The following is a 20,426-nucleotide window of genomic DNA, read 5'->3' on the forward strand; positions in this document are numbered from 1 at the left end:
CGGGCCACCACCCCCGCACCTGTGCGTCGTTCCACGTCATCTAAGGACGAACGAACTACCACAGGCAGCGGGGGTGCTTCTATACTCGAAAGAGACGCTCAGCTGAGCTACGCGAGCACAATCGACGTGCCCGCCCCCGTGTGCGCCTCGGCGCGCCTCAAAGGTGAAAGGAATCTAATGTCTACCCGTATTTTCGTAGATGGTAGCGTGTACAGCCCCGTCGACCCGTATGCAACCGCAATGCTGGTTGAGGACGGCTTCGTCCGCTGGGTTGGCTCCGACTCCGGGGCGCGTTCCATTGCTGACGATTCCGCCACCATCACCGAACTCGACGGCGCCCTGCTGACCCCCGCCTTCGCACGCGCCCTGGCACCGGTAGCAGGCAAGGAAGCGCCCGAAATCCTCGACTACCTGCAGGCATACCGCGCAGCTGGCTACCACACCCACACCCTTCTGGCAGGCATGGAAGACGTACCCGACCTCGTCTCCGCACTCAGCTACTACAGCGCCGAACACGGCACCCCCGACATCCGCCTCATCCTCAACGCCACCGGCATTGAAACCGACGAACTCATCAGCGCCATCAAAGCACTACGCCCCCTCACCGAAGGCGAACGCGCCGTCAAAGGCCTGCAACTGGTCGGTATCTCTGTCGCACCCGACGAGGCACCCGCAGCAGCACAGGTAGCCGAAGACGCCGCACTCCTGCTCTCCATCGACGCATCCACCGGATTCACCACCGCAGCCGACGCCGCGCTCGCCGTACGCGGAACCCGCCCCTGGCTCTCTATCCGCCTCGACGCAGCAATCAGCACTCTGCAGGACCCCATCACCGACGAATACCTCACCAAGCTGGCAGAAGCACGCATCAACCTCGGCCTCAGCGTCTGCGAACCCGAAGAAGACGAAACCGCCAACGACACCGTCCAAGCACTCCTCGCACACGCCGGGGGAGAGGCACGCGAATCTGTGGCATCCGTAGCTCGCCGCGCAAACGCAACCGGCACCTCCATCGCACTCGGCTCCGACACCCAACTCTACGCACCCGGCGCATGGTCCCTCATCCGCGAACTCGTCAACGACGAACACGGCATCTCCGCACGTAGCGCCTTCGCCGCCCTCACCCGCGGCGTATACCGCCTCGCCCACGAAGACAACCCCTTCACCGGCCAGCTCACCCCCGATACCCCCGCATACGTCGCACAATGGCGTGTCGAAGCCCTCATGGTTCAAGCACCCGATTCCCGCGTCGCATCCTGGAGCACGGACCCCCGCGCTCGCATTCCGTTGCTTCCGGTGTTGGAGGAGGATTCGCCTCTGCCCGTCCTGGAATCTATTTACACTGAAAGTAACTAATTTTTTAGCTTGTCAAAACCTTTTTAGGCGGTTTAGGGGCAGTGGAAGCCCCTGAGGATTCAGTTGCCCACATGTTTACCCGGTATACTGGATATCTACACTGCCTGTTTTATATGTACCTGTGAGGGAGTAATATGCGCGTTCTAACTGTCATCCCGACGTATAACGAGAAGGAGAACCTGCCCATCGTGGTAGAGCGTCTTCGCAAGGCAGCTCCCGAGGTGGACATTCTCGTGGTGGATGATAACAGCCCCGACGGCACCGGCCAGATTGCCGATGAGCTGTCAGCTAAGGATCCCCAGATTCATGTTCTGCACCGCACCGTTAAGGACGGTCTGGGTGGCGCGTACCTCGCTGGCTTCGATTGGGGTCTTGAGGCAGGCTACGACGTTCTGATTGAGATGGACGCTGACTGCTCGCACCAGCCTGAGCAGCTTCCTTCTCTGGTTCGTGCTGTGGAGGCGGGCGCTGACCTGGCTATTGGTTCGCGCTACGTTCCCGGCGGTAAGACCAAGAACTGGCCGGCTCACCGCCAGATTCTCTCTCGCGGCGCTAACCTGTACACTCGCCTGATTCTGGGCACCTCCATCAAGGACATTACCGCTGGTTTCCGTGCGTACCGCCGTGACGCTCTGCAGCGTCTAAACCTGGACGGTATCGACTCGAAGGGTTACGTGTTCCAGGTGGATTTGGCGTGGCGTTCCGAGCAGGCTGGTCTGAAGATTGTTGAGGTTCCGATTACTTTCGTTGAGCGTGAGATTGGCGCTTCGAAGATGGACGGCAACATCATCTTCGACTCGATGTCTAAGGTGACTCGCTGGGGTCTGACCAACCGTATTCAGAAGCTGAAGAAGGCTCTGGGTAAGTAACTCGTTCTGAGACTTATACGAAAGACCGGGGCAGATACATAAAAGTATCTGCCCCGGTCTTTTTCTGTTTTCTCTGGCGCTCTTTCCTGGCTCACGTACCGAGGAATCCATGCGCCGAAACAAAGAAGCCCGCTAAGAGTATAAGTAGCTCTTAGCGGGCTTCTACAGCCTTTCTACGGCAGGTCTACGGTGCTTTTAGAGCGCGTAGTGCTTGCGGTAGTATTCCAGGCGGTCTTCCAGGGTCTTTTCCAGCTCTTCGATGCTGCGGCGTTCCATGAGCATGTCCCAGTGGGTACGTGCGGGCTTCTCTTCTTCGGCGTCTGCGGTGGAGTCGCCGTTGACGAGGTATGCTTCCTTGCCGGACTTTGCGGTCCAGACCGAGGGGATTTCTGCTTCTGCCGCGAAGGTCACGAAAACGCGGTCACCATCTGCGGTACGGTATTCGACGCGCTGGCGGGGCGCGGGCTGTACGTTCGATTCGGTTTCCATCGACTGGGAACCCAGGCGCATACCGCGCAGGCTACGATCGCTCATTTTTCCTCCAGTGTCGTCGGGTGCGCCTTGTAGCGCTTTAGGCATAACGTTGGGCGGGGGAGAGCTATTCCCTCGAACGTTTACAAAACATCCATTATATCGGTAATAGTCTCCACCCGCCCAGCGTGGTGGTGTTTATTCGGCGTGATTTTTGGTGATTCGCGCCTTTTTATGCGTTAGTTTTCGCGTTTAGCCGTTGATGCCGTAGCTTCCGGGTGCCTGCGGTGCGCTCTTAGGAGCCTCTGCTGCGGGCTTCTTCGGTGCGTCCGCGAGGTCGGATGCGGGCAGGGTGCCGAATGCGTTGCCCAGGCCGCGCAGTGCGTCGCCGAGTTCGGTCGGGATGAACCAGAGCTTGTTGGCGTCGCCTTCGGCGAGCTTGGGCAGGGTCTGCAGGTACTGGTAGGTGAGCAGCTGCTGGCTGGGGTTAGATTCGTGGATTGCCGCGAAGACCTTCTGCACGGCTTCTGCTTCACCGTTTGCGCGCAGGATTGCGGACTGTGCGTCACCTTCTGCTCGAAGGATCTGTGCCTGCTTTTCACCCTCTGCACGCAGGATGGCAGCGCGGGATTCACCTTCTGCGGTCAGAATGTCAGACTGCTTCTGGCCTTCTGCGGTGAGGATTGCGGCGCGGCGGTCACGCTCTGCACGCATCTGCTTTTCCATGGAGTCCTGGATGGACACCGGGGGCTGGATTTCCTTGATGTCCACGCGGGAGACGCGCAGGCCCCAGCGGCCGGTGGTGGAGTCGAGTACGCCTCGCAGTTCTGCGTTGATCTGGTCGCGGGAGGTGAGGGTCTGCTCCAGGTTCAGGCCACCAACGACGTTACGCAGGGTTGCGCTGGTCAGCTCGTCCACGGCGCGAATGTAGTTGGTGATTTCGTAGGTTGCCGAGCGGGGGTCGGTGACCTGGAAGTACACGACGGTGTCGATGCCGACTACGAGGTTATCTTCGGTAATCACGGACTGCGAGGGGAAGGAAACGACCTGTTCGCGCAGGTCGATGAGGGGCAGCACGCGGTCAACTACGGGGATGACGATGTGCAGGCCGGGGTTGAGAACGGCGTGGAACTTACCCAGTCGTTCGACGATGCCGGCTCGTCCCTGCGGGATGACGCGCACGGTCTTGGCGAGCATCGTCAGCACGAAGAGGATGAGTAGGACCGTCAGAATAAGGCTGATAGGCATTGTTTCTCCTTATCGGTGAGTTATATGGTGTGTTTTTGGGGTATCTGAATTGGTATTTGGAGCCGGTATTCAGATGGGCCTTAGTCATGGGGGAGAGGCTCTACAATTGCGGTAGCGCCCTCAATGGCTCGTACCCTCGCGTGTGATCCTGCAGGGAGCGTTCCGGAGGCGGTGCGTGCCGTCCAGATGTCGCCAGCTAGTACCACCAAACCGGTTTCACTAGTCACATCTTGGGTGACGCGCACCTCAGCACCAATGAGTGCTTCAGCATTAGTAATAGCACCGGTGGCTGATTTATTGAGCTTTTTCAGCAGTGGCGGGCGCAGGCCAAGAACCAGAATCAGGCAGATCGCCACGAAAATAACGGTTCGAATCAGCATATTGTCCACGAAGGGCGATATTGCTGCGGTAATGCCTGCGCTGATCGCCAACATGAGAAAGAACAGGTCGAGGCTGAGCATTTCTATGACGGCGAAAACGAGGGCGAGAGCAACCCAGAGTGTCCAGGGTGTCTCAAAGAGCCAATCCACGAGTTTTCTCCTTTGATGTACATCAACCGGCGTGGTTGACGTTGAATCTGTATACGAGGCGACGACACCTTCGTGATGCGGGGTATATCCATTATTTCAGGTGGATTGAATACAAACGATAGTTCTGATGACCGAGTGAGGTTAATACATGAACTGTTAAGACTTTATTTAGATACGGGGAATCTTGGGTTCACTCTAGACCTCCCTAAAAAGCCGATAATATACATTATGTAAAGTAGACCTATTTTTCACTACCCCACCGGCTACTCACCGGTGCTTTCGACGCTCAGGCTGGCACGCTCTGACCGATGCAGGTCGAACTGTGTTCCTTGTGGTGCGACTATGCTGCTCTCGTCCGTTGCTCTTGCTCCGCGCGCCTCAGCTTCCGCGACCCACAGCTGCGCGCTCAAATGCTCCGAATCTTTGGGCTCCTCAGTATGCCCCTCAACGGCTCACGTTAAACGACAAACACCCGAGACCCCAGCTCCACACCTTTCGGTGTGCTCTGTTCGTCTCGGGTGTCTGCTATCGATTTTCTAGAGCTTTACGCCTCTGCATGCTTTTCGCTGAACTCGACCCATGCGTTGAGCACGCGCTCCGCTGCACCGGATGCAATGGATTCGCGTGCATCAGCCAGCGCCTGAGTGAAGCGGGTCTCAAAGCTTTCACCGTTGACCGGGCGGTACGCCACCAGGCCTGCAGCCGCGTTGATGAGCACGGCGTCGTGAATGGCGCGCAGCGGGCTCTTCGGGGCCTCGCCCTCCCCCGCCAAAATTGCACGGAAAACGCCGGCGTTGTACTCGGCGTCGCCGCCTCGTAGCTGTTCCAGCGGTGCGTTCTGCAGACCGTACTCGGTCGGGTCAAAACGGTACTCGGTCAGCTTGCCATCCACAGCCTCCCACAGGCGGCTCGTGGTGGCGATAGTCAGCTCATCCAGGCCGTCATCGCCGCGGAAAATCAGGGCGTGGTCGCCGCGCTCCGCGAAGACGTGAGCCATCTTCTCAGCCATGACCGGGTTAGCAACGCCAATAGCCGAGGACTTCACGCGAGCCGGGTTCGTCATGGGGCCCAGGTAGTTGAACGCGGTCGGAATGCCCAGCAGGCGGCGGGTCGGGCCCACGTGGCGCATTGCCGGATGGAAGGTCATCGCAAACAGGAACGTGATGCCGGTCTCGCGAGCGCATTCGGCGACTGCGGGGATGGGCATGTCGAGGCGGATTCCGAGGGCTTCGAGGACGTCTGCGGAGCCGGATTTGGAGGTGGAGGCGCGGTTGCCGTGCTTGACGACGGTGGCGCCGGTGCCTGCGATGACGAGGGCTGCCATGGTGGAGATGTTGACGGTGTTTTGCTGGTCTCCGCCGGTGCCGACGATGTCTACGGCGTGGGGGTCGATGTCTACGGTTTCTGCTTTGGCGATCATGCCGGCTGCGAGTGCGCCGAGTTCTTCGGGGGTTTCACCCTTGGAGTGAAGGGCAGTGAGGAAGGATGCGAGGATCGGCTGTTCGGTTTGGCCGGTCATGATTTGGTCCATTGCCCAGGCGACTTCGGTGTCGGTGAGGTTTTGGTGCTTGACGAGCTGGTTGAGGATGTATTTCCAGGTAATTTCGTGCGTAGTCATGTGTTAAGTGTAAAACCCCCGTCTCGTATCTGCATGGTTGGGTGCAGTATGCGAGACGGGGGTTTATTAGGCGTGTTGCACTTTGGTGGTGCTTAGCGCTGGGGTTCCTTCGGTTTAGTGGAAGGAATCACCGCATGCGCAGGAGCCTGCTGCGTTGGGGTTGTCGATGGAGAAGCCCTGCTTTTCGATGGTGTCTTCGAAGTCGATGGTGGAGCCGTCGAGGTAGGGTGCGCTCATCTTGTCGACGATGACCTCTACGCCGTCGAAGTTGCGGACTGCGTCGCCGTCGAGGACGCGCTCGTCAAAGTAGAGCTGGTAGATGAGGCCGGAGCAGCCGCCGGGCTGGACGGCGATGCGCAGGCGCAGGTCGGTGCGGCCTTCCTGTTCGAGGAGGGTGCGGACCTTGGTCTGTGCTACTTCGGTGAGGTTGACGCCGTGGGTGGGCAGTTCGGTGGTGGTTTCACTCATGAGTGTTGTCCTTTTGTTTTGTTGGTTGCCCGTGTGCGCCGCGTGTGGGTGCGTGTGGGCGTTTTAGCCTTCACGATACGCGCCGGGGAGAGCTGAGCACAACCTAGGGTGTGCATAGTTCGCCGGGGGCGTGAGTGTTTGCGTGGGGGCTTTATGAGTAATTCTGCTTCTAGGATACCGAAAAAGTGGGGGTTGGGGTTTGGTGACCCTTCTCCCCCACTTTTTGTGGATGTTCCTAGCGAGCGCGTTTAGCGTGCGCCGAATGCGCTCAGCAGCAGCGCCTCCGCAAGGATTGCGTTCTTGAAGTCCGGGATGTAGAGGGACTCGTTGGCGCTGTGTGCGCGGGTGTCGGGGTCTTCTACGCCGGTGACGAGGATCTGTGCCTGCGGGAAGAGGTCCTTCAGGTCGGAGATGAACGGGATGGAGCCGCCCATGCCGGTCTGTACGGGTTCGACGTCCCAGGCGGCGCGCATTGCGTCGAGTGCGGTTTGTGCGCCGTCTGCGTCGACTTCGGTGGCGAAGGGCATGCCGGAGTCTACAGCGGTGTAGGTTGCCTGTGCGCCGTGGGGTGCGTGTGCCTTGATGTGTTCGGCGAGTGCGCGGTGTGCGTTTTCGGGGTTGTCGCCGGGTGCTAGGCGGGTGCTGATGCGTGCGCGGGATACGACGGCGAGGGTGTTGGAGGAGGTTGCGATGGAGGGGATGTCCATGCCGATGACGGAGATTGCCGGCTGGGTCCACAGGCGGGATGCAATGGATCCGGTGCCTGCCAGGGGTACGGTGTCGAGGATGCCTGAGTCGTTGCGGAAGTCTGCTTCGGCGTATTCGAGTTCGGGTTCGGGGGCACGGTGCAGGCCTTCGACGGCTACGGCGCCGGTGGCGTCGTGCAGGGTGGCGAGTAGCTGCGCCATGAGGGTGTGTGCGTCGAGCATGGGGCCGCCGAACATGCCGGAGTGGATGGCGTGGCTGCCGACGCGTACCTCGATGTCGCCGGATGCGACGCCGCGCAGGCTGGTGGTCAGTGCGGGTACGCCGGCACGCCAGTTGGCGGAGTCTGCGACCACGATGTAGTCGGCGGACAGTTCCTCACGGTAGGTGTTGAGGAAGGAGACGAAGGAGGGCGAGCCTGCCTCTTCTTCGCCTTCGATGAAGAGCTTCACGCCGAGCTTGAAGTCCTCGCCGAGAGTTTCGTTGAGGGCTGCGAGCGCGGCGAGGTGCACGAGGATGCCTGCTTTGTCGTCTGCTGCGCCGCGGCCGTAGAGGCGGTCGCCCTTGCGGGTTGCGACGAAGGGTTCGGTGTCCCACAGGTCGAGGTCGCCGGCGGGCTGTACGTCGTGGTGGGCGTAGAGCAGGATGGTCGGGTAGCCTTCTGCGGCGGGGCGGGAGGCGATGACGGCGGGCATGCCCTGCTTTTCGGTGCCGTCTGCGGTGGTGTAGGTGGCGCGTTCGATGCGTACGTTGTTGAAGCCTGCCTTGGTTGCGAGCGCGGCAACTGCCTCGGCGCTGCGGTCTACCTGGGTGAGGTCGTGCGATTCCCATGCGATGGAGGGAATGGCGACGAGCTCGGTGAGGGTCTGCAGGGTTGCTTCGAAGTTTTTGGTGACGGCGTCGCTGAGGGCGCTGTGGTGGGTGAATTCAGTAGTCATGTTTCTACCTTACCCCCACCTTACCCGCAGCCGCCGGGTGGTTGGGGTTGTTTCAGTTGCTGGTGTGGGCTTGTGGGGGCGGGTTTGGTGTGTGCCGTTCGGGTATGATGGGAGGGTGTTTGGTCGTAAGAAAGAGAAGGCTGAAGCGGAAGCTGTTCAGCCGCAGGTTGTAGAGGAGCCTCAGGCTCCGGTTAATCCGAAGTTCACCCCGAAGAAGGGCCGTCCTACTCCTTCGCGTAAGGAGCAGCAGGCGGCTCGTCGTCAGCCTCTGGTTGTTAATGACCGTAAGGAGGCGAAGGCTCGTGAACGTGAGGCGATGGCGAAGGCTCGTGAGCGTCAGAATGATGCGTTGATGGGTGGCGATCAGCGTTACCTGCCCGCCGTGGATCGTGGTGCGCAGCGCCGTTATATCCGTGACTACATTGATGCCCGCCGCAATATTGGTGACGTCATGTTGTTTGTCATGCTGGCGTTCTTTATTATTACCCTGTTTATCCCCGGTTTCCTCGGTTCTGCTGAGGCTGCGGATGGTTTCCAGCGTATTACTACGTACGTCCTTTGGGGTCTGATGCTGCTGTGGATTGGTGATTCCTGGATTATGTGGCGTGGCTTGAAGAAGAAGGTAATTGCGAAGTTCGGCGAGATGGAGCCTCGTTCCGGCATGTATACGTATAACCGCGTACTGGTTCCTCGTCGTATGCGCCGTCCGGTTCCGATGGTGAAGTACGGCGAGTACCCGCACTAAGTCGTTAGTGCCTTATAGGTGCTTGGGGAGAGGTCCTGAAGGTTCAGGCCTCTCCCCTATTTTTATATTCTTGCGCGTGGGCGAATGTACCGCGGCTAGACGCCGGTACGATTAGGCTTCGATTCGGGAGTAGAGGATCTGCCATCTGCCGTCACGGTGTTCGAGGGCGAATGTGTAGATTTCTTCTTCCTTGTCGCTGCTCCAGGTTTCTTGGCGGCCGTCGGGTTCCACTTCGGTGTGTTTGTCCCATTCGTGGCTGGTTTTCAGGTAGTAGGTTCGGCCGTCGTCGCTCCGGGGTATGCCTTCGGGTTCGAAGTGTTCGATGCCGTCGATGACCCATCCGCCGCGTTGGTAGAGTGCTTCTATTTCCCGGTAGATTTTGAGTTCTCCGTCGTTTGAGGTGGAGAGGAATTCGCGGGCTTTGCTGTAGTCGCCGGTTTGGACGCCGTAGTTGATCCATTGGTTCCAGGCGTCCATGGTTTTGAGGATGCCGTCGGGGGTCTTTGCGCGGTATCCGTTTTCGGGGGCGTTGGGTTTGGGGACGTTCTGGGCGGGGCCTTTGGCGTCTGCTTTGCGGTATTCGCCACTACCGGCATTGTTGCCGGCACTACTGCTTGAGCTGCCGCTGGTGGCGGCTGCGCCGGAGGCGGTGGATCCGTCTCCTGCAGTTGTGATGTCGTGCGGCACGCAGGCGGCGAGTAGGGTGCTGAGGCTGATGAGTGTGCCTCCGGTCAGTATTGAGCGGCGGTTCAGCATATTGGGGTTCATGGTAGGTCCTCCACATCGTTGTAGTGCATGGTCTCCCGCTTATCTCCATTATGCGCGAGCGCGCACTGGGAACTTGTCATTGCTCCTACTCTTATAAGCATCTTCCGCTAAATATCCTCTGCGTTACCAAAGCCCTATATCAGCAGTATAAAGACTCCTCAGAATACGGTTCAAAAAGTGGGGCTGTGGCATGTTTTACGAAAAACTGCCACAGCCCCACAAAAGTTATGTAAATTTATTTTACGATATTCTTATAGATTTCTTTGTGGAATTCTGCATCTTTATTAATTTCATTCAGCTGAACTCCACGCCTCTGCATAGTCTTAATGGCTTTATCAATCGATTTCTTAGCTTCGCTAAAAATATCATTAATTTTAGTCCCATTATCAGACTCGTGAATCTTGATATAACGATCAAGTACTTCCTTCATCTTCGGAGCACTCTGATCAAAGCTCATATTCCTACCAAGAATTTTATTTGCCTTCTTATTCTCCCGACCAGCTTCCCGGTCAATGATTTCGGCAACCGCGTACATCATGTGCCAGCGATAGCGTCGATACTCAGACAAAATCTGGTTCTCCCTCAGCCAAGCATCCAAATCAACATATATCCGCGCTGCGAGATAATAAGAATCGCAGTTATGACCATCAGAAAATACTGAAGGAGTCTTACTGGTAGCCCTTTTCTTCAGCTTTCCAAAATAGCGTGCACTCTCATGAGGAGACTTCAAGAATATACTTGCGTATGCTTTAAGCAAATCATCCATAGTGATTTTACTATTAATTGAATCCATGGAGTTAACATACTGATTCTTCCTTCTTTCATACCTCAAAGAACCTTCATAGTGCCCTGCAAAGTAATTCTCGAGTTTCTTATTGAATTCTGAGCGCGATAGCAAGACCAACTCGTTAACTGGATTCTGAGTATTCGTAGATGCGATAATCAAATCAATAACGCTATCCTTACGAGTATGAATAATTCTTACCGGAACACAGATAGAAGACTCGATACCCAGAATCTCTTTTTCATACTTATTAGCAGCTTCAACCTTCGGCAATAAATCATCTACCGCTTCTTTGACTGCTTCTTTACCCATACCGCTTTCAATGCAATCCATAAGGATTTTACTCTTCAAGTCATCCCCTTCATGACTTAAATATTTTTCGGGTATATCTTCTCGAATCTTATTAAGCTTATCCATAACGTCAGTATAATATTCATGCAAAATATGGCTTGTCTGACATCCATTAACTACCTGATATCCCTGAAGACGCATAGTATTGCCTGTGCCTAGCCCAGATTGTAGATGCTTAGCAATAATAGTGACACCATTATTCATAGCAAAGAAAAGGTCACGACCAATACTCTCAGAGTCCCCTTCTCCCAATGCTCCACCGGAAGCGAGAGACTCTTTAATGGATTTATTAATATGTGTTTTATCTAGATACCCGCGAACATTTTCACTAAAGACATTGGGTCGAAGGTCCCCATCCTCGTCCTGGATTACCTTTTTATATTCCTTGAACGGAAGATACCCTGTATAAATTGCATCAATTCCATGCTTCGAAATATTGTCCATCTCAAAAGGAGACAAAGTTCTCATGTTAAATTGAGCATCCGCCCCCATGAAAACATCATCATATATTTTTCGAAGTGTTTCGTAACCAATGATAAGCGAGTCATCAACTACGTAATTTCCTGCAGCCTCAAGGTTGGAAATATTATTCTCAATGTGCTTCTTAGCACCCCCAAGAGAACGTTCTTTATTCTTTTCACTTCCAGAAATTACGTAGCAAGTATTTACCTTAATTCCACCGTCAATCGTAATAGCTTTAGGCTTTTCATCAACGATAATTTGGCCACTTTCTATAAGATTTTTAATCTCTATAAAGTTGTCAATTGTTTTCGTTAGGCCTTTAATTGGTTCTTGGGCGCGAAGAATAGCATTTACACCAGTGATAAATTTTCCATATTTTCCAGCCAGATCAGAGAAATGCTCTTCATTCTTCGACTGCGTAAATACATAAGAAACATTTATCTTATCCCCAAGGCTATCAGCGATGGATTCTAGATACTCAACGTTAGGAACAACATATCCATTAACGACTACAGCCGCAGAATCAACGGACATTTCAGATCCAGCGTTTGTATCACTCTGACCAGAACAAATATCCTGAAGACTGAACTCATAATCTGAAGAATACTTGCAGGTTACTAGATAGGCTGCAAGCTTCTCAAATACACTGTCTTCGCTTTCTTCGGGACTAAGGTCCAAAACAAACTTATTTTTAAAGCTTGTCATAATGTCATTAATCATTAATGTCTTAGATTTTTTGGTAGACATTCTCTCATCTCCTTTGAATGTGTAGTGTGGTGGTGCAATCGTCGGTGCTGCACCACTCTGATAGTACTATCGCTCCAGGTCAGGGTGCAATCCACAACACACAAAACGCTAACAGAATCTCAGGTAAAAATTCAGCCCCCTCCCTCAGATACCAGCACAACCACCCCTTACACGTTGAGAGGGCACACAAAAGGGGCACCGCCTCCACCCCAACGGGTAGAGAACGGTGCCCCCCTTCAGTACGCAGAGTCAACACGCCAAGTCAGCGCGCCGGGAAGCATAACGCTCCCGCCTGCAAACCTTCTAGCGGCGAGCGCGGCGCAGCTTCACCAGGCCGCGGTTAATGTGTGCCGCCCAGAGCGGGCCCTCGTACAGGAAGGCGGTGTAGCCCTGCACTAGGTCGGCGCCAGCGTCCAGGCGTTCCTGCACGTCCTCGGCGGTGGTCACGCCGCCAACGGAGATGATGGCCAGGTCGTCGCCGATTTCGCGCTTGAGCAGGCGCAGCACCTCGAGGGAGCGGGGCTTCAGCGGCGCGCCGGAGAGGCCGCCGGCACCGATTTCCTTGACCTTGGTCATGTCGCTGGTCAGGCCCAGGCCATCGCGGGCAATGGTGGTGTTGGTGGCGATGATGCCGTCCAGCTTCAGTTCCTTAGCCAGGGCTGCCACCTCGATTACGTCCTCATCGACCAGGTCCGGCGCGATCTTCACGGTCAGCGGTACGTGGCGGTTGGGGCATACGCGGTCTGCCTCTTCACGCACGGCGGCAAGCAGCGGGCGCAGCGACTCGATGGCCTGCAGGGTGCGCAGACCCGGAGTGTTCGGGGAGGAGACGTTGACGACCAGGTAGTCTGCCTGCGGTGCCAGGGTGCGGGTAGAAATCAGGTAGTCCTCAATAGCGTTCTCGAGCTCAACGACCTTGGTCTTGCCGATGTTCACGCCGATAACCGGGCGTACAGCGCCGCGGTACTCGGTTTCGAGGTCTGCGCGGGCGGCGGCAACGCGCGGGCCTGCCGCTGCGGCACCGTCATTGTTGAAGCCCATACGGTTGATAACCGCCTTATCTTCCACAAGGCGGAAGAGGCGCGGCTGCGGGTTGCCGGGCTGCGCCTGACCGGTGATGGTGCCGATCTCGACGTGGCCGAAGCCGATACCAGCCAGCGCGGCAATGCCCTTACCGCCCTTGTCGAAGCCTGCAGCCAGGCCGAACGGCGAGGGGAAAGTAATGCCCATGACGGTGGTTGCCAGTTCGGGGGCGGGCTGGAAGTACTTGCGCAGCGCGCGGGTGATGCCGACGTTGCGCAGGGTCTGAACGCCCCAGAAGCCGACGTGGTGTGCCTTCTCGGGGTCCATGCCCTTGAAGAAGATGTTGAAGAAGGTCGGGTAGATGCGCATTTGTTCTCCCTAAGGTTGGAGGGTGTGGGTGGTTTGTGGGGCTACGAGCCGGGCGTGCCGGGACTGTATGCCGAGCCGCTACTTGTCGTTGGTGACAGCGTCGACAGCGCCACCGTAGCGGCGGTCGCGGCGCGCATACTCTTCGACAGCTTCCCAGAGGGTGCGGCGGTCAACGTCGGGCCAGAGCACGTTCATGAAAATCATCTCGGCGTAGGCGCTCTGCCACAGCAAAAAGTTCGAGATGCGCTGTTCACCGGAGGAACGCAGGAACAGGTCAACGTCTGGTAGGTCGGGTTCGTCCAGGTACTTCTGGATGGTCTTTTCGGTAATGTTGCCGGGCTTGATCTTGCCTGCCACAGCATCCGCTGCGATAGCTGCCGCCGCGTCAGCGATTTCTGCGCGGCCGCCGTAGTTCACGCACATGGTGAGGGTGCAGACGGTGTTATCAATCGTTTCGCGCTCGCAGTGTTCGAGCTCTTCGATGACGTTCTTCCACAGCTTGGGTCGGCGGCCAGCCCAGCGGATGCGCACACCCCAGGTCTTGAGGGTTGCCAGCTGACGCTGCAGCACCTCAGTGGAGAAACGCATAATGAACGCCACTTCGCTGGGTGAGCGCTTCCAGTTTTCGGTGGAGAACGCGTAGGCGGTCACATAAGGGATGCCCATTTCGATAGCGCCCGCAACAACGTCCAGCAGTGCCGCTTCACCGGCACGGTGGCCCTCGGTGCGGGGCAGGCCGCGCTCGTTGGCCCAGCGTCCGTTACCGTCCATGACAACAGCGACGTGCTGCGGAATGAACTTCTTCGGAATCGGCGGCGGGGTTGCCCCGGTGGGGTGTGCGGGCGGGGGTACGGGCTGGGTGCGTGCCATGTGTGCCTTTCTTCCCTGGCGGGTTCTCCCCCGGGGTCGTTTGCCTAGATATGCGCCAGAAATAAACGCTGGCGTGCTGTTAGCTATTTTACCGTGACACAGCGCGCATGGGCGGGTGCTTCGGGGGTTATTTTGCGTCCTGGTTGGCGCATGATTGCCGCACCGGCGTGCATCTAAACTATGCGGGTGGTTCTTTACAGCGCAAGTCTTACGGCCGCAGGGGCTTCAGCGCTCAGGGTCTTTAGGTGGCAGGAATTTCTGCTTCAAGGGCGCTCGCCGTTTTCAGGGGGTGTTCGAGCAGGTTCTGGGTGGTTTTTAGGTAGAGCCCCAGAATTTTGGAGGCGACCGGCACCGGCGCCGCGTCAATAGTCGCCCAGGCACGCGGGTCCGTGGAAGCGGTAGCGAGCGCATAACCGAGCTCTTCGGCAGGCAGGCCGGTCAGGGGCGTGTCGACGGCGGGTGCGCATTGGGGGCAGAGGATCGTGTGGTGTCCGTAGGTGTGGGCGGTGTGGAAGGCGATATACCTGCCGGTTCCACCTGCACCGCTGGGAGCACTATTTTCTGCTCGGCTATTTTCCGCACCCTGGCTATCTGCGTTCACGAGCAGGTTGCCGCATCGGGTGCAATTCTCGCCGATGAGCGGCCAACCGGCGGCGTTCATGCTGCGCGCCAGGTAGCGGGTCAGAATCCTCTGCGGCACATGCTGCCCGTGCGCAAGCGCGGCAAGCGCCCCGTGAGTGAGAGTGTAAATATCGGCGGTGCTGTCGGTGTCTTTGGTGAGTGTCTCCGCCAGTTCTGCGATGGTGGAGGCGCACGTGTACGCATCGTAGTTCGCCATGATCGGTGCGGTGTAGGCGTGCAGGGTCGCCGCCTGGCTGATGGTGTGCAGATTAGTACGACCGCGACTGAAGGACAGGTCGGTGTGCATGAACGGTTCGAGTCGCCCACCGAATTTGGAGGTGGGTTTACGCACGGCTTTGGCGACTGCGTGGGTGATTCCGCCGTCGCGGGTGAGCATGATGATGATGCGATCGGTTTCGCCGAGTTTTTGGGTGCGGAGGATGAGGGCGTGGTCTCGCCAGGTGCGGGGTTCGCTCACGGGTATCTCCGTTCTCGGTACATGCTCAACGGGTATTTGGTGGATAGTTCTTCTGCGGCCGCCCGCGTCTGCTTTGAGGGCAAGAGCTGCGCGGGTGTTGCGGGTACGGTTCGACCCCTGCCGTATTACCCCGCGTAGGGGGTACCGGTCAGGGGTCGGTCCGTAACGTATGGGCGAGGCGCTATTTAGTCCTCGTACTCAATATCGTCGTCGATGTCGTCTTCATCGTCGAGGATTTCTTCAAGGTCATCCTCGTCTTCATCACCGTAGACGCTCAAGGGGGTGACCTCGTTGTATGCCTCGAAGAGGGCATCTTCGTAGGCTTCAAAGGCGTTGGCGATTTCTACGTATGCCTCATCGACGGCAGGGTCGTGCTCGCCGCTTCGGTTAACAACGGCGGTCAGGTGCGCCTCCAGCGCGTCAAGGAGGCGGGTGAGTTCAGTGCGAGGATCAATGCTCATGCCATTTATTCTACTACCTACGCGCCTATGGTGTGCGCCGGGCGGTCATACGGCGGTTTAAACGCGGAACTATGAACGGTCGCGGCACATAAAGCACCGCATAAAACAGCACCCAGACACAGCGAACCCGCCGTCCCCAGCTTCCCTACTCCTCAAGGAGTGGGTGCCGGGTGCGGCGGGTTCTTCTGTCGGTTAGCTCAGCTTGACGCTGCGCCTACTGAATGGTTGCTTCTTACGGGTTATGAACCCGAGAGAATGAGAAGCCGGGATTAGAAACCGAGGGAAGCTGCGGATGCGCGGATTGCCTCAGCGGATGCCTTCAGCTGTGCCAGCTCAGCCTCGTTCATGGGGACCTCGAGCACGCGCTGGATGCCCTCACGGTTCACGATGGTGGGCAGGGACAGTGCAACGTCCTTGAAGCCGTACAGCTCGCCTGCAATGGTGGTGGAGACGGGTAGCACTGCGTTCTGGCCGCCGAGGAATGCCTCAGCGATACGTGCGCCGGAGATACCGATTGCGTAGTTGGTGGAACCCTTGCCCTCGATGACCTTGTATGCTGCGCGCATAGCTTCGGTTGCCAGCTCTGCACGGACCTCTTCGGTGAACAGCTGCTTGCCGTCCTGCTCCCACTCGGTCAGGGGAACCATACCGATGTTTGCTGCAGACCAGACGGGGAACTCGGAGTCGCCGTGCTCACCAACAACGTTTGCGTGAACGCTCTTGATGGAGACGCCAGCCTTGTTAGCGATCAGCCAACGCAGGCGGGAGGAATCCAGAACGGTACCGGAGGACAGCACGCGGTTTGCGGGCAGGCCGGTGATCTTCTGGGCAACGATGGTGAGAACGTCACAGGGGTTGGTGACGAGCATGATGATCGCGTTGGGTGCTACGGACAGGATGTTCGGCAGCAGCTTCTCGAGGATTGCGACGTTTGCGCCTGCCAGCTCGAGGCGGGGCTGGCCGGGCTTCTGGCGAGCACCAGCGGTGATGATGACCATGTCGCAGTCGCGCAGCAGTTCGATGTCGTCGCCACCGGTGACGGTTGCTTCGTGTGCGAACATTGCGCCGTGTGCGATGTCCAGTGCTTCAGCGTGTGCGCGCTTGCCGTCGATGTCGTACAGGACGATTTCGTCTGCGGAGCCGCGGACCATAGCTGCGTATGCGGTTGCGCTACCGACGCCGCCTGCACCGATGACGCCGAGCTTGGTGGGGTTGTTGACACCGTTCATTGCTGTATGCCCTCTTTTCGTGAGAGTTATCCGTGTGGTGCGAGAGGATTCTCGCGTGGTTTATAAGGAAGCGGGTGTGTGCCTCGGGGATGAATTTCCTAGGTGTGGATGCTCTTCCCCGGTGGGCTCGCTTCGTTACTTTCTATTATGCCGCAGATTCTGCGTTTTGTGTTGGATTATTTTGCTTTTTTCGATGGGTGCTGGTGACTTTATGGGCTATGCGGGGTGTTTTTCACTCACAAAACCAAATAATGACGTTCTGACCTTTTGAGCAAGCTCACATGCCGCTAAAGTATCCCTCCACATCTACCGCACCGCCGGAAGCCTCAAAATCGGCACGAACCGCCTGAGCCAACTCGTCATCAACCAGAAAATCCAAAGCCACAGATGCCAAACCGAATGCCGCATCCAGGGCAGCATCAACCGCCGCCGGAGTATCGGCACAGTGCGCGAACTCCACCGTGTGCATACCGGTGCCCTCAGGCGCAATCTGAATGAGCGGGTGAATACCGGGCACACGCAGGCTCACATTACCGAAATCAGTCGAAGCAGCCAGCGTGTCACTGACCGTGCCGGGCGGGTACGGGTGACGGCCCACCGAACGCTGAGCCGAAACCCAACGCTTCAACAGCGGGCGGTTCGTGCGCACCGGCATGGTCATCGGCGAAGAATCCCAAGTCACCTCCGCACTCACGCCAGCCATGAGCGCCGCACCGCGTAGCACCTCCTCAACCCGTTGCGACAGCGCACGCAGAGTCGGCGCGTGCTTAGAACGGATATTAATGTGCAGGCTCGCGGTCGCAGGAATCAGGTTCGGGGCGTCCCCGCCGTGGTCAATAATCGCGTGAATACGGTCAGAACCGGGAATCTGCTGACGCAACAAGCCCAGGCCCTGATACGCCAGGTTTGCCGCATCCAGGGCGTTACGACCCATAAACGGATGCGAGGACGCATGCGCGCTCACACCCGTGTAGGTCACGCGGCATTCGCGGCGACCCAGCCACGCCTGATCCGCCACATCCATAAAGTACGGGTGCACCATGATGGCTGCATCCACCTGCTCGAACGCGCCGGCACGCGCCATCAGCTCCTTACCGGCATCGGACTCCTCGGCAGGCGTGCCGTAATAAAGGACTCTGCCGCTGAATGCCTCGGGGCCGGTGGCGAGCGCATCAGCCAGGGCGAGGAAAGCGCCCAGTCCGGATACCGCAATGACGTTGTGGCCGCAGCCGTGACCGATGCCCGGCAGCGCGTCGTATTCGGAGAGAATCGCGATGGTGCGGTGCTTGGCGGGGTCGTAGTCGGCGCTGGTGAGCTCCACCTTGAACGCGGTATCCAGACCGAAGGCAGGGTGCTCGATACTGAGGTTCGGGTGGGCTTCGCGGACCGCATCAACGAGCGTGCGGGAGGCGAAATACTCCTCGTAGGCAGTCTCAGGATGCGCGTGAATCGCCTTGAGAATTGCGGTCAAAGAATCCGCGCGAGTGGCGACTGATTCGGCGAGGTCGCGGCGAATATGCGCCAGTCCGCTGTCATCATCAAGGCGGTGCCCGTGATGCTTTCCGTGACTCTTTCCGTGCTCGCGGTGTTCTCCATGACCGTGGCGCTCGCCGTGACTACGTTCCTGCTCGGGATACGCATGCCCGCGCTTGCGGCGGCGCTCAGCGGCACGCTTACGCTGCTCCGTTTCAAGGGCAAGAATCTCGGAATACTCGCTACCGCGCACGCAATCGGCATCGGGTGCGTCATAGTGGCGGGATGTTGCGGCGGGTCGGTTCGGTACCGTTCGAGCGGAATCGTCAGAAGTGGGCTGGGTGTGGGCGGCGGTGCCCTGTGCGTTCGCGTCAGTCATGCTTCTACGCTACCGTCTGCGCTCGCCGGGCGCTAGAGGGTCGAACGTGATGGAGTCGAAAACACCCAAAAAGAAATATCTGTCACATAAAAGAAATTTTGTATATATCCTAGGAATCTTTGATTCATTGGAGTAGCGTTAAGCACATGGGAGCGACAATCCAGCCGCACCCATCACCATCCGGCGCTAGCGATGCGAATGCCGGCAGGACAGTTCACAACCGGTCCAAACCATGTCGTTTGGACCTCTGCCAACACCGTGACAGACCCATGGATGCGAACCGTACCGGCAAGCACACACCGCAGTGAGCGCCACAACCACGCTAAGGAGCTCCATCCCATGAAGGCAGCACGCTTCTACGACCGTAACGACATCCGCATTGAAGACATCCCCGCACCCGAAGCCGCTGCGGGCGAGGTTCTGGTCAAGGTCGCCTGGTGCGGTATTTGCGGTACCGACCTGCACGAATACCTCGACGGCCCCATCTTCTGCCCCCAGCACGGTCACCCCCACCCCATTTCTGGTGAGGACTCCCCCGTCACCCTCGGTCACGAATTCTCCGGTGTCGTTGAGGCACTGGGCGAAGGCGTAGACGACCTGCAGGTTGGCGACCACGTTGTCGTCGAGCCCTACATCATTCGTGATGACGTCTACACCGGCCCCGACTCCAAGGACTACCACCTGTCTAAGGACATGAACTTCATCGGTCTGGCAGGTCGCGGTGGCGGTCTGTCCGAGAAGGTCGCTGTCAAGCGCCGCTGGGTTCACAAGATCCCCAACAACATTCCCCTGGACGAGGCTGCACTGATTGAGCCCCTGAGCGTTGGCTACCACGCTGTTGAGCGTGCAGGCGAGTTCGAAGAGGGCGCATTCGCACTGGTTACCGGTGCTGGCCCCATCGGTCTGCTGACCTCCGCAGTTCTGAAGGCTAAGGGCGCTAAGGTCATCATCTCCGAGCTGTCCCCGCTGCGCCGCCAGAAGGCTCTGGACTCCGGTGTTGCTGACTACGCTTTCTCCCCCGCAGAGACCGACGTTCTGGCTGAGATCCACAAGCTGACCGACGGCCGTGGCGCTGACATCGCGTTCGAGTGCACCTCCGTTCAGCCCGCACTGGACCTGATCCTGGATGCCCTCAAGCCCACCGGTAAGGTCGTCATCGTCTCCATTTGGGGTAAGCCCGCTTCGCTGGACGTTCAGAAGGTTGTGCTCAAGGAGCTCGATATCCGCGGCACCATCGCATACGTGAACTCCCACCCGGAGACCATCAAGCTGGTTGAGTCCGGCAAGATTGACCTCAAGCCCTTCATCACCGGCAAGATTGCTGTGGAAGACCTGATTGACAAGGGCTTCGACACCCTGATTCACCACAACGAGACCGCTGTGAAGATTCTGGTCACCACCGACCCGGAGCGTCTGGCTGAGTAATTCAGTTTCAGCTGATGCAGCTGCTCTTCTAGCTTCCT

18 protein-coding genes are annotated in these 20,426 nt (G+C 57.7%); 4 read left to right on the forward strand and 14 right to left on the reverse strand.

Annotation, left to right across the window (positions count from 1 at the left end; translation table 11 throughout):
* Window positions 1-177 precede the first annotated feature (177 nt).
* Together AB8E48_RS04155 and AB8E48_RS04160 are read left to right on the forward strand one after the other, a co-directional pair.
* Window positions 178-1,356: an amidohydrolase gene (locus AB8E48_RS04155; RefSeq protein ID WP_368885863.1), complete on the forward strand. Its 1,179-nt coding sequence runs from the start codon at window positions 178-180 to the stop codon at window positions 1,354-1,356.
* Between the two features lie 134 nt (window positions 1,357-1,490).
* Window positions 1,491-2,225, forward strand: a complete 735-nt coding sequence (locus AB8E48_RS04160; RefSeq protein ID WP_368885864.1) for a polyprenol monophosphomannose synthase — start codon at window positions 1,491-1,493, stop codon at window positions 2,223-2,225.
* A gap of 195 nt (window positions 2,226-2,420) precedes the next feature.
* Here the strand turns inward: AB8E48_RS04160 and AB8E48_RS04165 are convergent, their stop codons facing one another.
* From AB8E48_RS04165 to AB8E48_RS04190, 6 genes are all read right to left on the reverse strand, one after another.
* Window positions 2,421-2,759 carry an RNA polymerase-binding protein RbpA gene (locus AB8E48_RS04165; protein WP_005506034.1) on the reverse strand — a complete coding sequence of 113 codons (339 nt, stop codon included), beginning with the start codon at window positions 2,757-2,759 and terminating at the stop codon, window positions 2,421-2,423.
* Window positions 2,760-2,948: 189 nt separating this feature from the next.
* The gene (locus AB8E48_RS04170; protein ID WP_005506035.1) at window positions 2,949-3,944 is read right to left on the reverse strand and encodes an SPFH domain-containing protein; all 996 of its coding nucleotides are present in this window, start codon (window positions 3,942-3,944) and stop codon (window positions 2,949-2,951) included.
* Window positions 3,945-4,024: 80 nt separating this feature from the next.
* Complete coding sequence (locus tag AB8E48_RS04175) at window positions 4,025-4,474, reverse strand: NfeD family protein (protein ID WP_368885865.1); 450 nt, start codon at window positions 4,472-4,474, stop codon at window positions 4,025-4,027.
* 544 nt (window positions 4,475-5,018) lie between these two features.
* The gene (gene trpD / locus AB8E48_RS04180) at window positions 5,019-6,092 is read right to left on the reverse strand and encodes an anthranilate phosphoribosyltransferase (RefSeq protein WP_314657563.1); all 1,074 of its coding nucleotides are present in this window, start codon (window positions 6,090-6,092) and stop codon (window positions 5,019-5,021) included.
* 114 nt (window positions 6,093-6,206) lie between these two features.
* Window positions 6,207-6,560: a HesB/IscA family protein gene (locus tag AB8E48_RS04185; RefSeq protein WP_005506039.1), complete on the reverse strand. Its 354-nt coding sequence runs from the start codon at window positions 6,558-6,560 to the stop codon at window positions 6,207-6,209.
* A 248-nt stretch (window positions 6,561-6,808) separates the two neighbouring features.
* Window positions 6,809-8,203 carry a dipeptidase gene (locus tag AB8E48_RS04190; RefSeq protein ID WP_368885866.1) on the reverse strand — a complete coding sequence of 465 codons (1,395 nt, stop codon included), beginning with the start codon at window positions 8,201-8,203 and terminating at the stop codon, window positions 6,809-6,811.
* Between the two features lie 115 nt (window positions 8,204-8,318).
* Here AB8E48_RS04190 and AB8E48_RS04195 point away from each other — a divergent pair, with 115 nt between their 5' ends.
* Window positions 8,319-8,948 (forward strand): DUF3043 domain-containing protein, encoded by a 630-nt coding sequence (locus AB8E48_RS04195; RefSeq protein WP_368885867.1) that lies wholly within the window; start codon window positions 8,319-8,321, stop codon window positions 8,946-8,948.
* Window positions 8,949-9,059: 111 nt separating this feature from the next.
* Here AB8E48_RS04195 and AB8E48_RS04200 read toward each other — a convergent pair whose 3' ends face one another.
* The 8 genes from AB8E48_RS04200 to AB8E48_RS04235 all read right to left on the reverse strand — a co-directional run bounded on the left by AB8E48_RS04200 (window position 9,060) and on the right by AB8E48_RS04235 (window position 18,963).
* On the reverse strand, window positions 9,060-9,716 hold the full coding sequence (locus tag AB8E48_RS04200) for a DUF6318 family protein (protein ID WP_368885868.1): 657 nt from the start codon (window positions 9,714-9,716) through the stop codon (window positions 9,060-9,062).
* Between the two features lie 235 nt (window positions 9,717-9,951).
* Complete coding sequence (locus AB8E48_RS04205; RefSeq protein ID WP_049337627.1) at window positions 9,952-12,060, reverse strand: AIPR family protein; 2,109 nt, start codon at window positions 12,058-12,060, stop codon at window positions 9,952-9,954.
* A 303-nt stretch (window positions 12,061-12,363) separates the two neighbouring features.
* Window positions 12,364-13,452 (reverse strand): quinone-dependent dihydroorotate dehydrogenase, encoded by a 1,089-nt coding sequence (locus AB8E48_RS04210; RefSeq protein WP_049341239.1) that lies wholly within the window; start codon window positions 13,450-13,452, stop codon window positions 12,364-12,366.
* Between the two features lie 78 nt (window positions 13,453-13,530).
* Complete coding sequence (locus AB8E48_RS04215) at window positions 13,531-14,322, reverse strand: isoprenyl transferase (RefSeq protein WP_070643285.1); 792 nt, start codon at window positions 14,320-14,322, stop codon at window positions 13,531-13,533.
* Between the two features lie 241 nt (window positions 14,323-14,563).
* The gene (gene recO, locus AB8E48_RS04220; protein ID WP_368885869.1) at window positions 14,564-15,421 is read right to left on the reverse strand and encodes a DNA repair protein RecO; all 858 of its coding nucleotides are present in this window, start codon (window positions 15,419-15,421) and stop codon (window positions 14,564-14,566) included.
* A 185-nt stretch (window positions 15,422-15,606) separates the two neighbouring features.
* Window positions 15,607-15,882 (reverse strand): hypothetical protein, encoded by a 276-nt coding sequence (locus AB8E48_RS04225; protein WP_070830788.1) that lies wholly within the window; start codon window positions 15,880-15,882, stop codon window positions 15,607-15,609.
* Between the two features lie 269 nt (window positions 15,883-16,151).
* Window positions 16,152-17,111: an L-lactate dehydrogenase gene (locus tag AB8E48_RS04230; RefSeq protein WP_368867142.1), complete on the reverse strand. Its 960-nt coding sequence runs from the start codon at window positions 17,109-17,111 to the stop codon at window positions 16,152-16,154.
* 277 nt (window positions 17,112-17,388) lie between these two features.
* Entirely contained in the window at window positions 17,389-18,963 is a 1,575-nt protein-coding gene (locus tag AB8E48_RS04235) for an amidohydrolase (RefSeq protein ID WP_368885870.1), read from the reverse strand.
* A 339-nt stretch (window positions 18,964-19,302) separates the two neighbouring features.
* Here AB8E48_RS04235 and AB8E48_RS04240 point away from each other — a divergent pair, with 339 nt between their 5' ends.
* Window positions 19,303-20,388 carry a 2,3-butanediol dehydrogenase gene (locus AB8E48_RS04240; protein ID WP_368885871.1) on the forward strand — a complete coding sequence of 362 codons (1,086 nt, stop codon included), beginning with the start codon at window positions 19,303-19,305 and terminating at the stop codon, window positions 20,386-20,388.
* Window positions 20,389-20,426: the final 38 nt, after the last annotated feature.

This window comes from Rothia mucilaginosa, from assembly GCF_964211445.1.
Taxonomy (GTDB): Bacteria; Actinomycetota; Actinomycetes; order Actinomycetales; family Micrococcaceae; genus Rothia; species Rothia mucilaginosa_E.

What these genes read in the sequence shown, in the direction of transcription:
- AB8E48_RS04170 (WP_005506035.1), bottom strand. Translation starts at nt 3,944, where the DNA reads ATGCCTATCAGCCTTATTCTGACGGTCCTACTCATCCTCTTCGTGCTG.
- AB8E48_RS04200 (WP_368885868.1), bottom strand. Translation starts at nt 9,716, where the DNA reads ATGAACCCCAATATGCTGAACCGCCGCTCAATACTGACCGGAGGCACA.
- AB8E48_RS04235 (WP_368885870.1), bottom strand. Translation starts at nt 18,963, where the DNA reads ATGACTGACGCGAACGCACAGGGCACCGCCGCCCACACCCAGCCCACT.
- AB8E48_RS04165 (WP_005506034.1), bottom strand. Translation starts at nt 2,759, where the DNA reads ATGAGCGATCGTAGCCTGCGCGGTATGCGCCTGGGTTCCCAGTCGATG.
- AB8E48_RS04230 (WP_368867142.1), bottom strand. Translation starts at nt 17,111, where the DNA reads ATGAACGGTGTCAACAACCCCACCAAGCTCGGCGTCATCGGTGCAGGC.
- AB8E48_RS04225 (WP_070830788.1), bottom strand. Translation starts at nt 15,882, where the DNA reads ATGAGCATTGATCCTCGCACTGAACTCACCCGCCTCCTTGACGCGCTG.
- AB8E48_RS04160 (WP_368885864.1), top strand. Translation starts at nt 1,491, where the DNA reads ATGCGCGTTCTAACTGTCATCCCGACGTATAACGAGAAGGAGAACCTG.
- AB8E48_RS04240 (WP_368885871.1), top strand. Translation starts at nt 19,303, where the DNA reads ATGAAGGCAGCACGCTTCTACGACCGTAACGACATCCGCATTGAAGAC.
- AB8E48_RS04155 (WP_368885863.1), top strand. Translation starts at nt 178, where the DNA reads ATGTCTACCCGTATTTTCGTAGATGGTAGCGTGTACAGCCCCGTCGAC.
- trpD (WP_314657563.1), bottom strand. Translation starts at nt 6,092, where the DNA reads ATGACTACGCACGAAATTACCTGGAAATACATCCTCAACCAGCTCGTC.
- AB8E48_RS04190 (WP_368885866.1), bottom strand. Translation starts at nt 8,203, where the DNA reads ATGACTACTGAATTCACCCACCACAGCGCCCTCAGCGACGCCGTCACC.
- AB8E48_RS04205 (WP_049337627.1), bottom strand. Translation starts at nt 12,060, where the DNA reads ATGTCTACCAAAAAATCTAAGACATTAATGATTAATGACATTATGACA.
- AB8E48_RS04210 (WP_049341239.1), bottom strand. Translation starts at nt 13,452, where the DNA reads ATGCGCATCTACCCGACCTTCTTCAACATCTTCTTCAAGGGCATGGAC.
- AB8E48_RS04185 (WP_005506039.1), bottom strand. Translation starts at nt 6,560, where the DNA reads ATGAGTGAAACCACCACCGAACTGCCCACCCACGGCGTCAACCTCACC.
- AB8E48_RS04215 (WP_070643285.1), bottom strand. Translation starts at nt 14,322, where the DNA reads ATGGCACGCACCCAGCCCGTACCCCCGCCCGCACACCCCACCGGGGCA.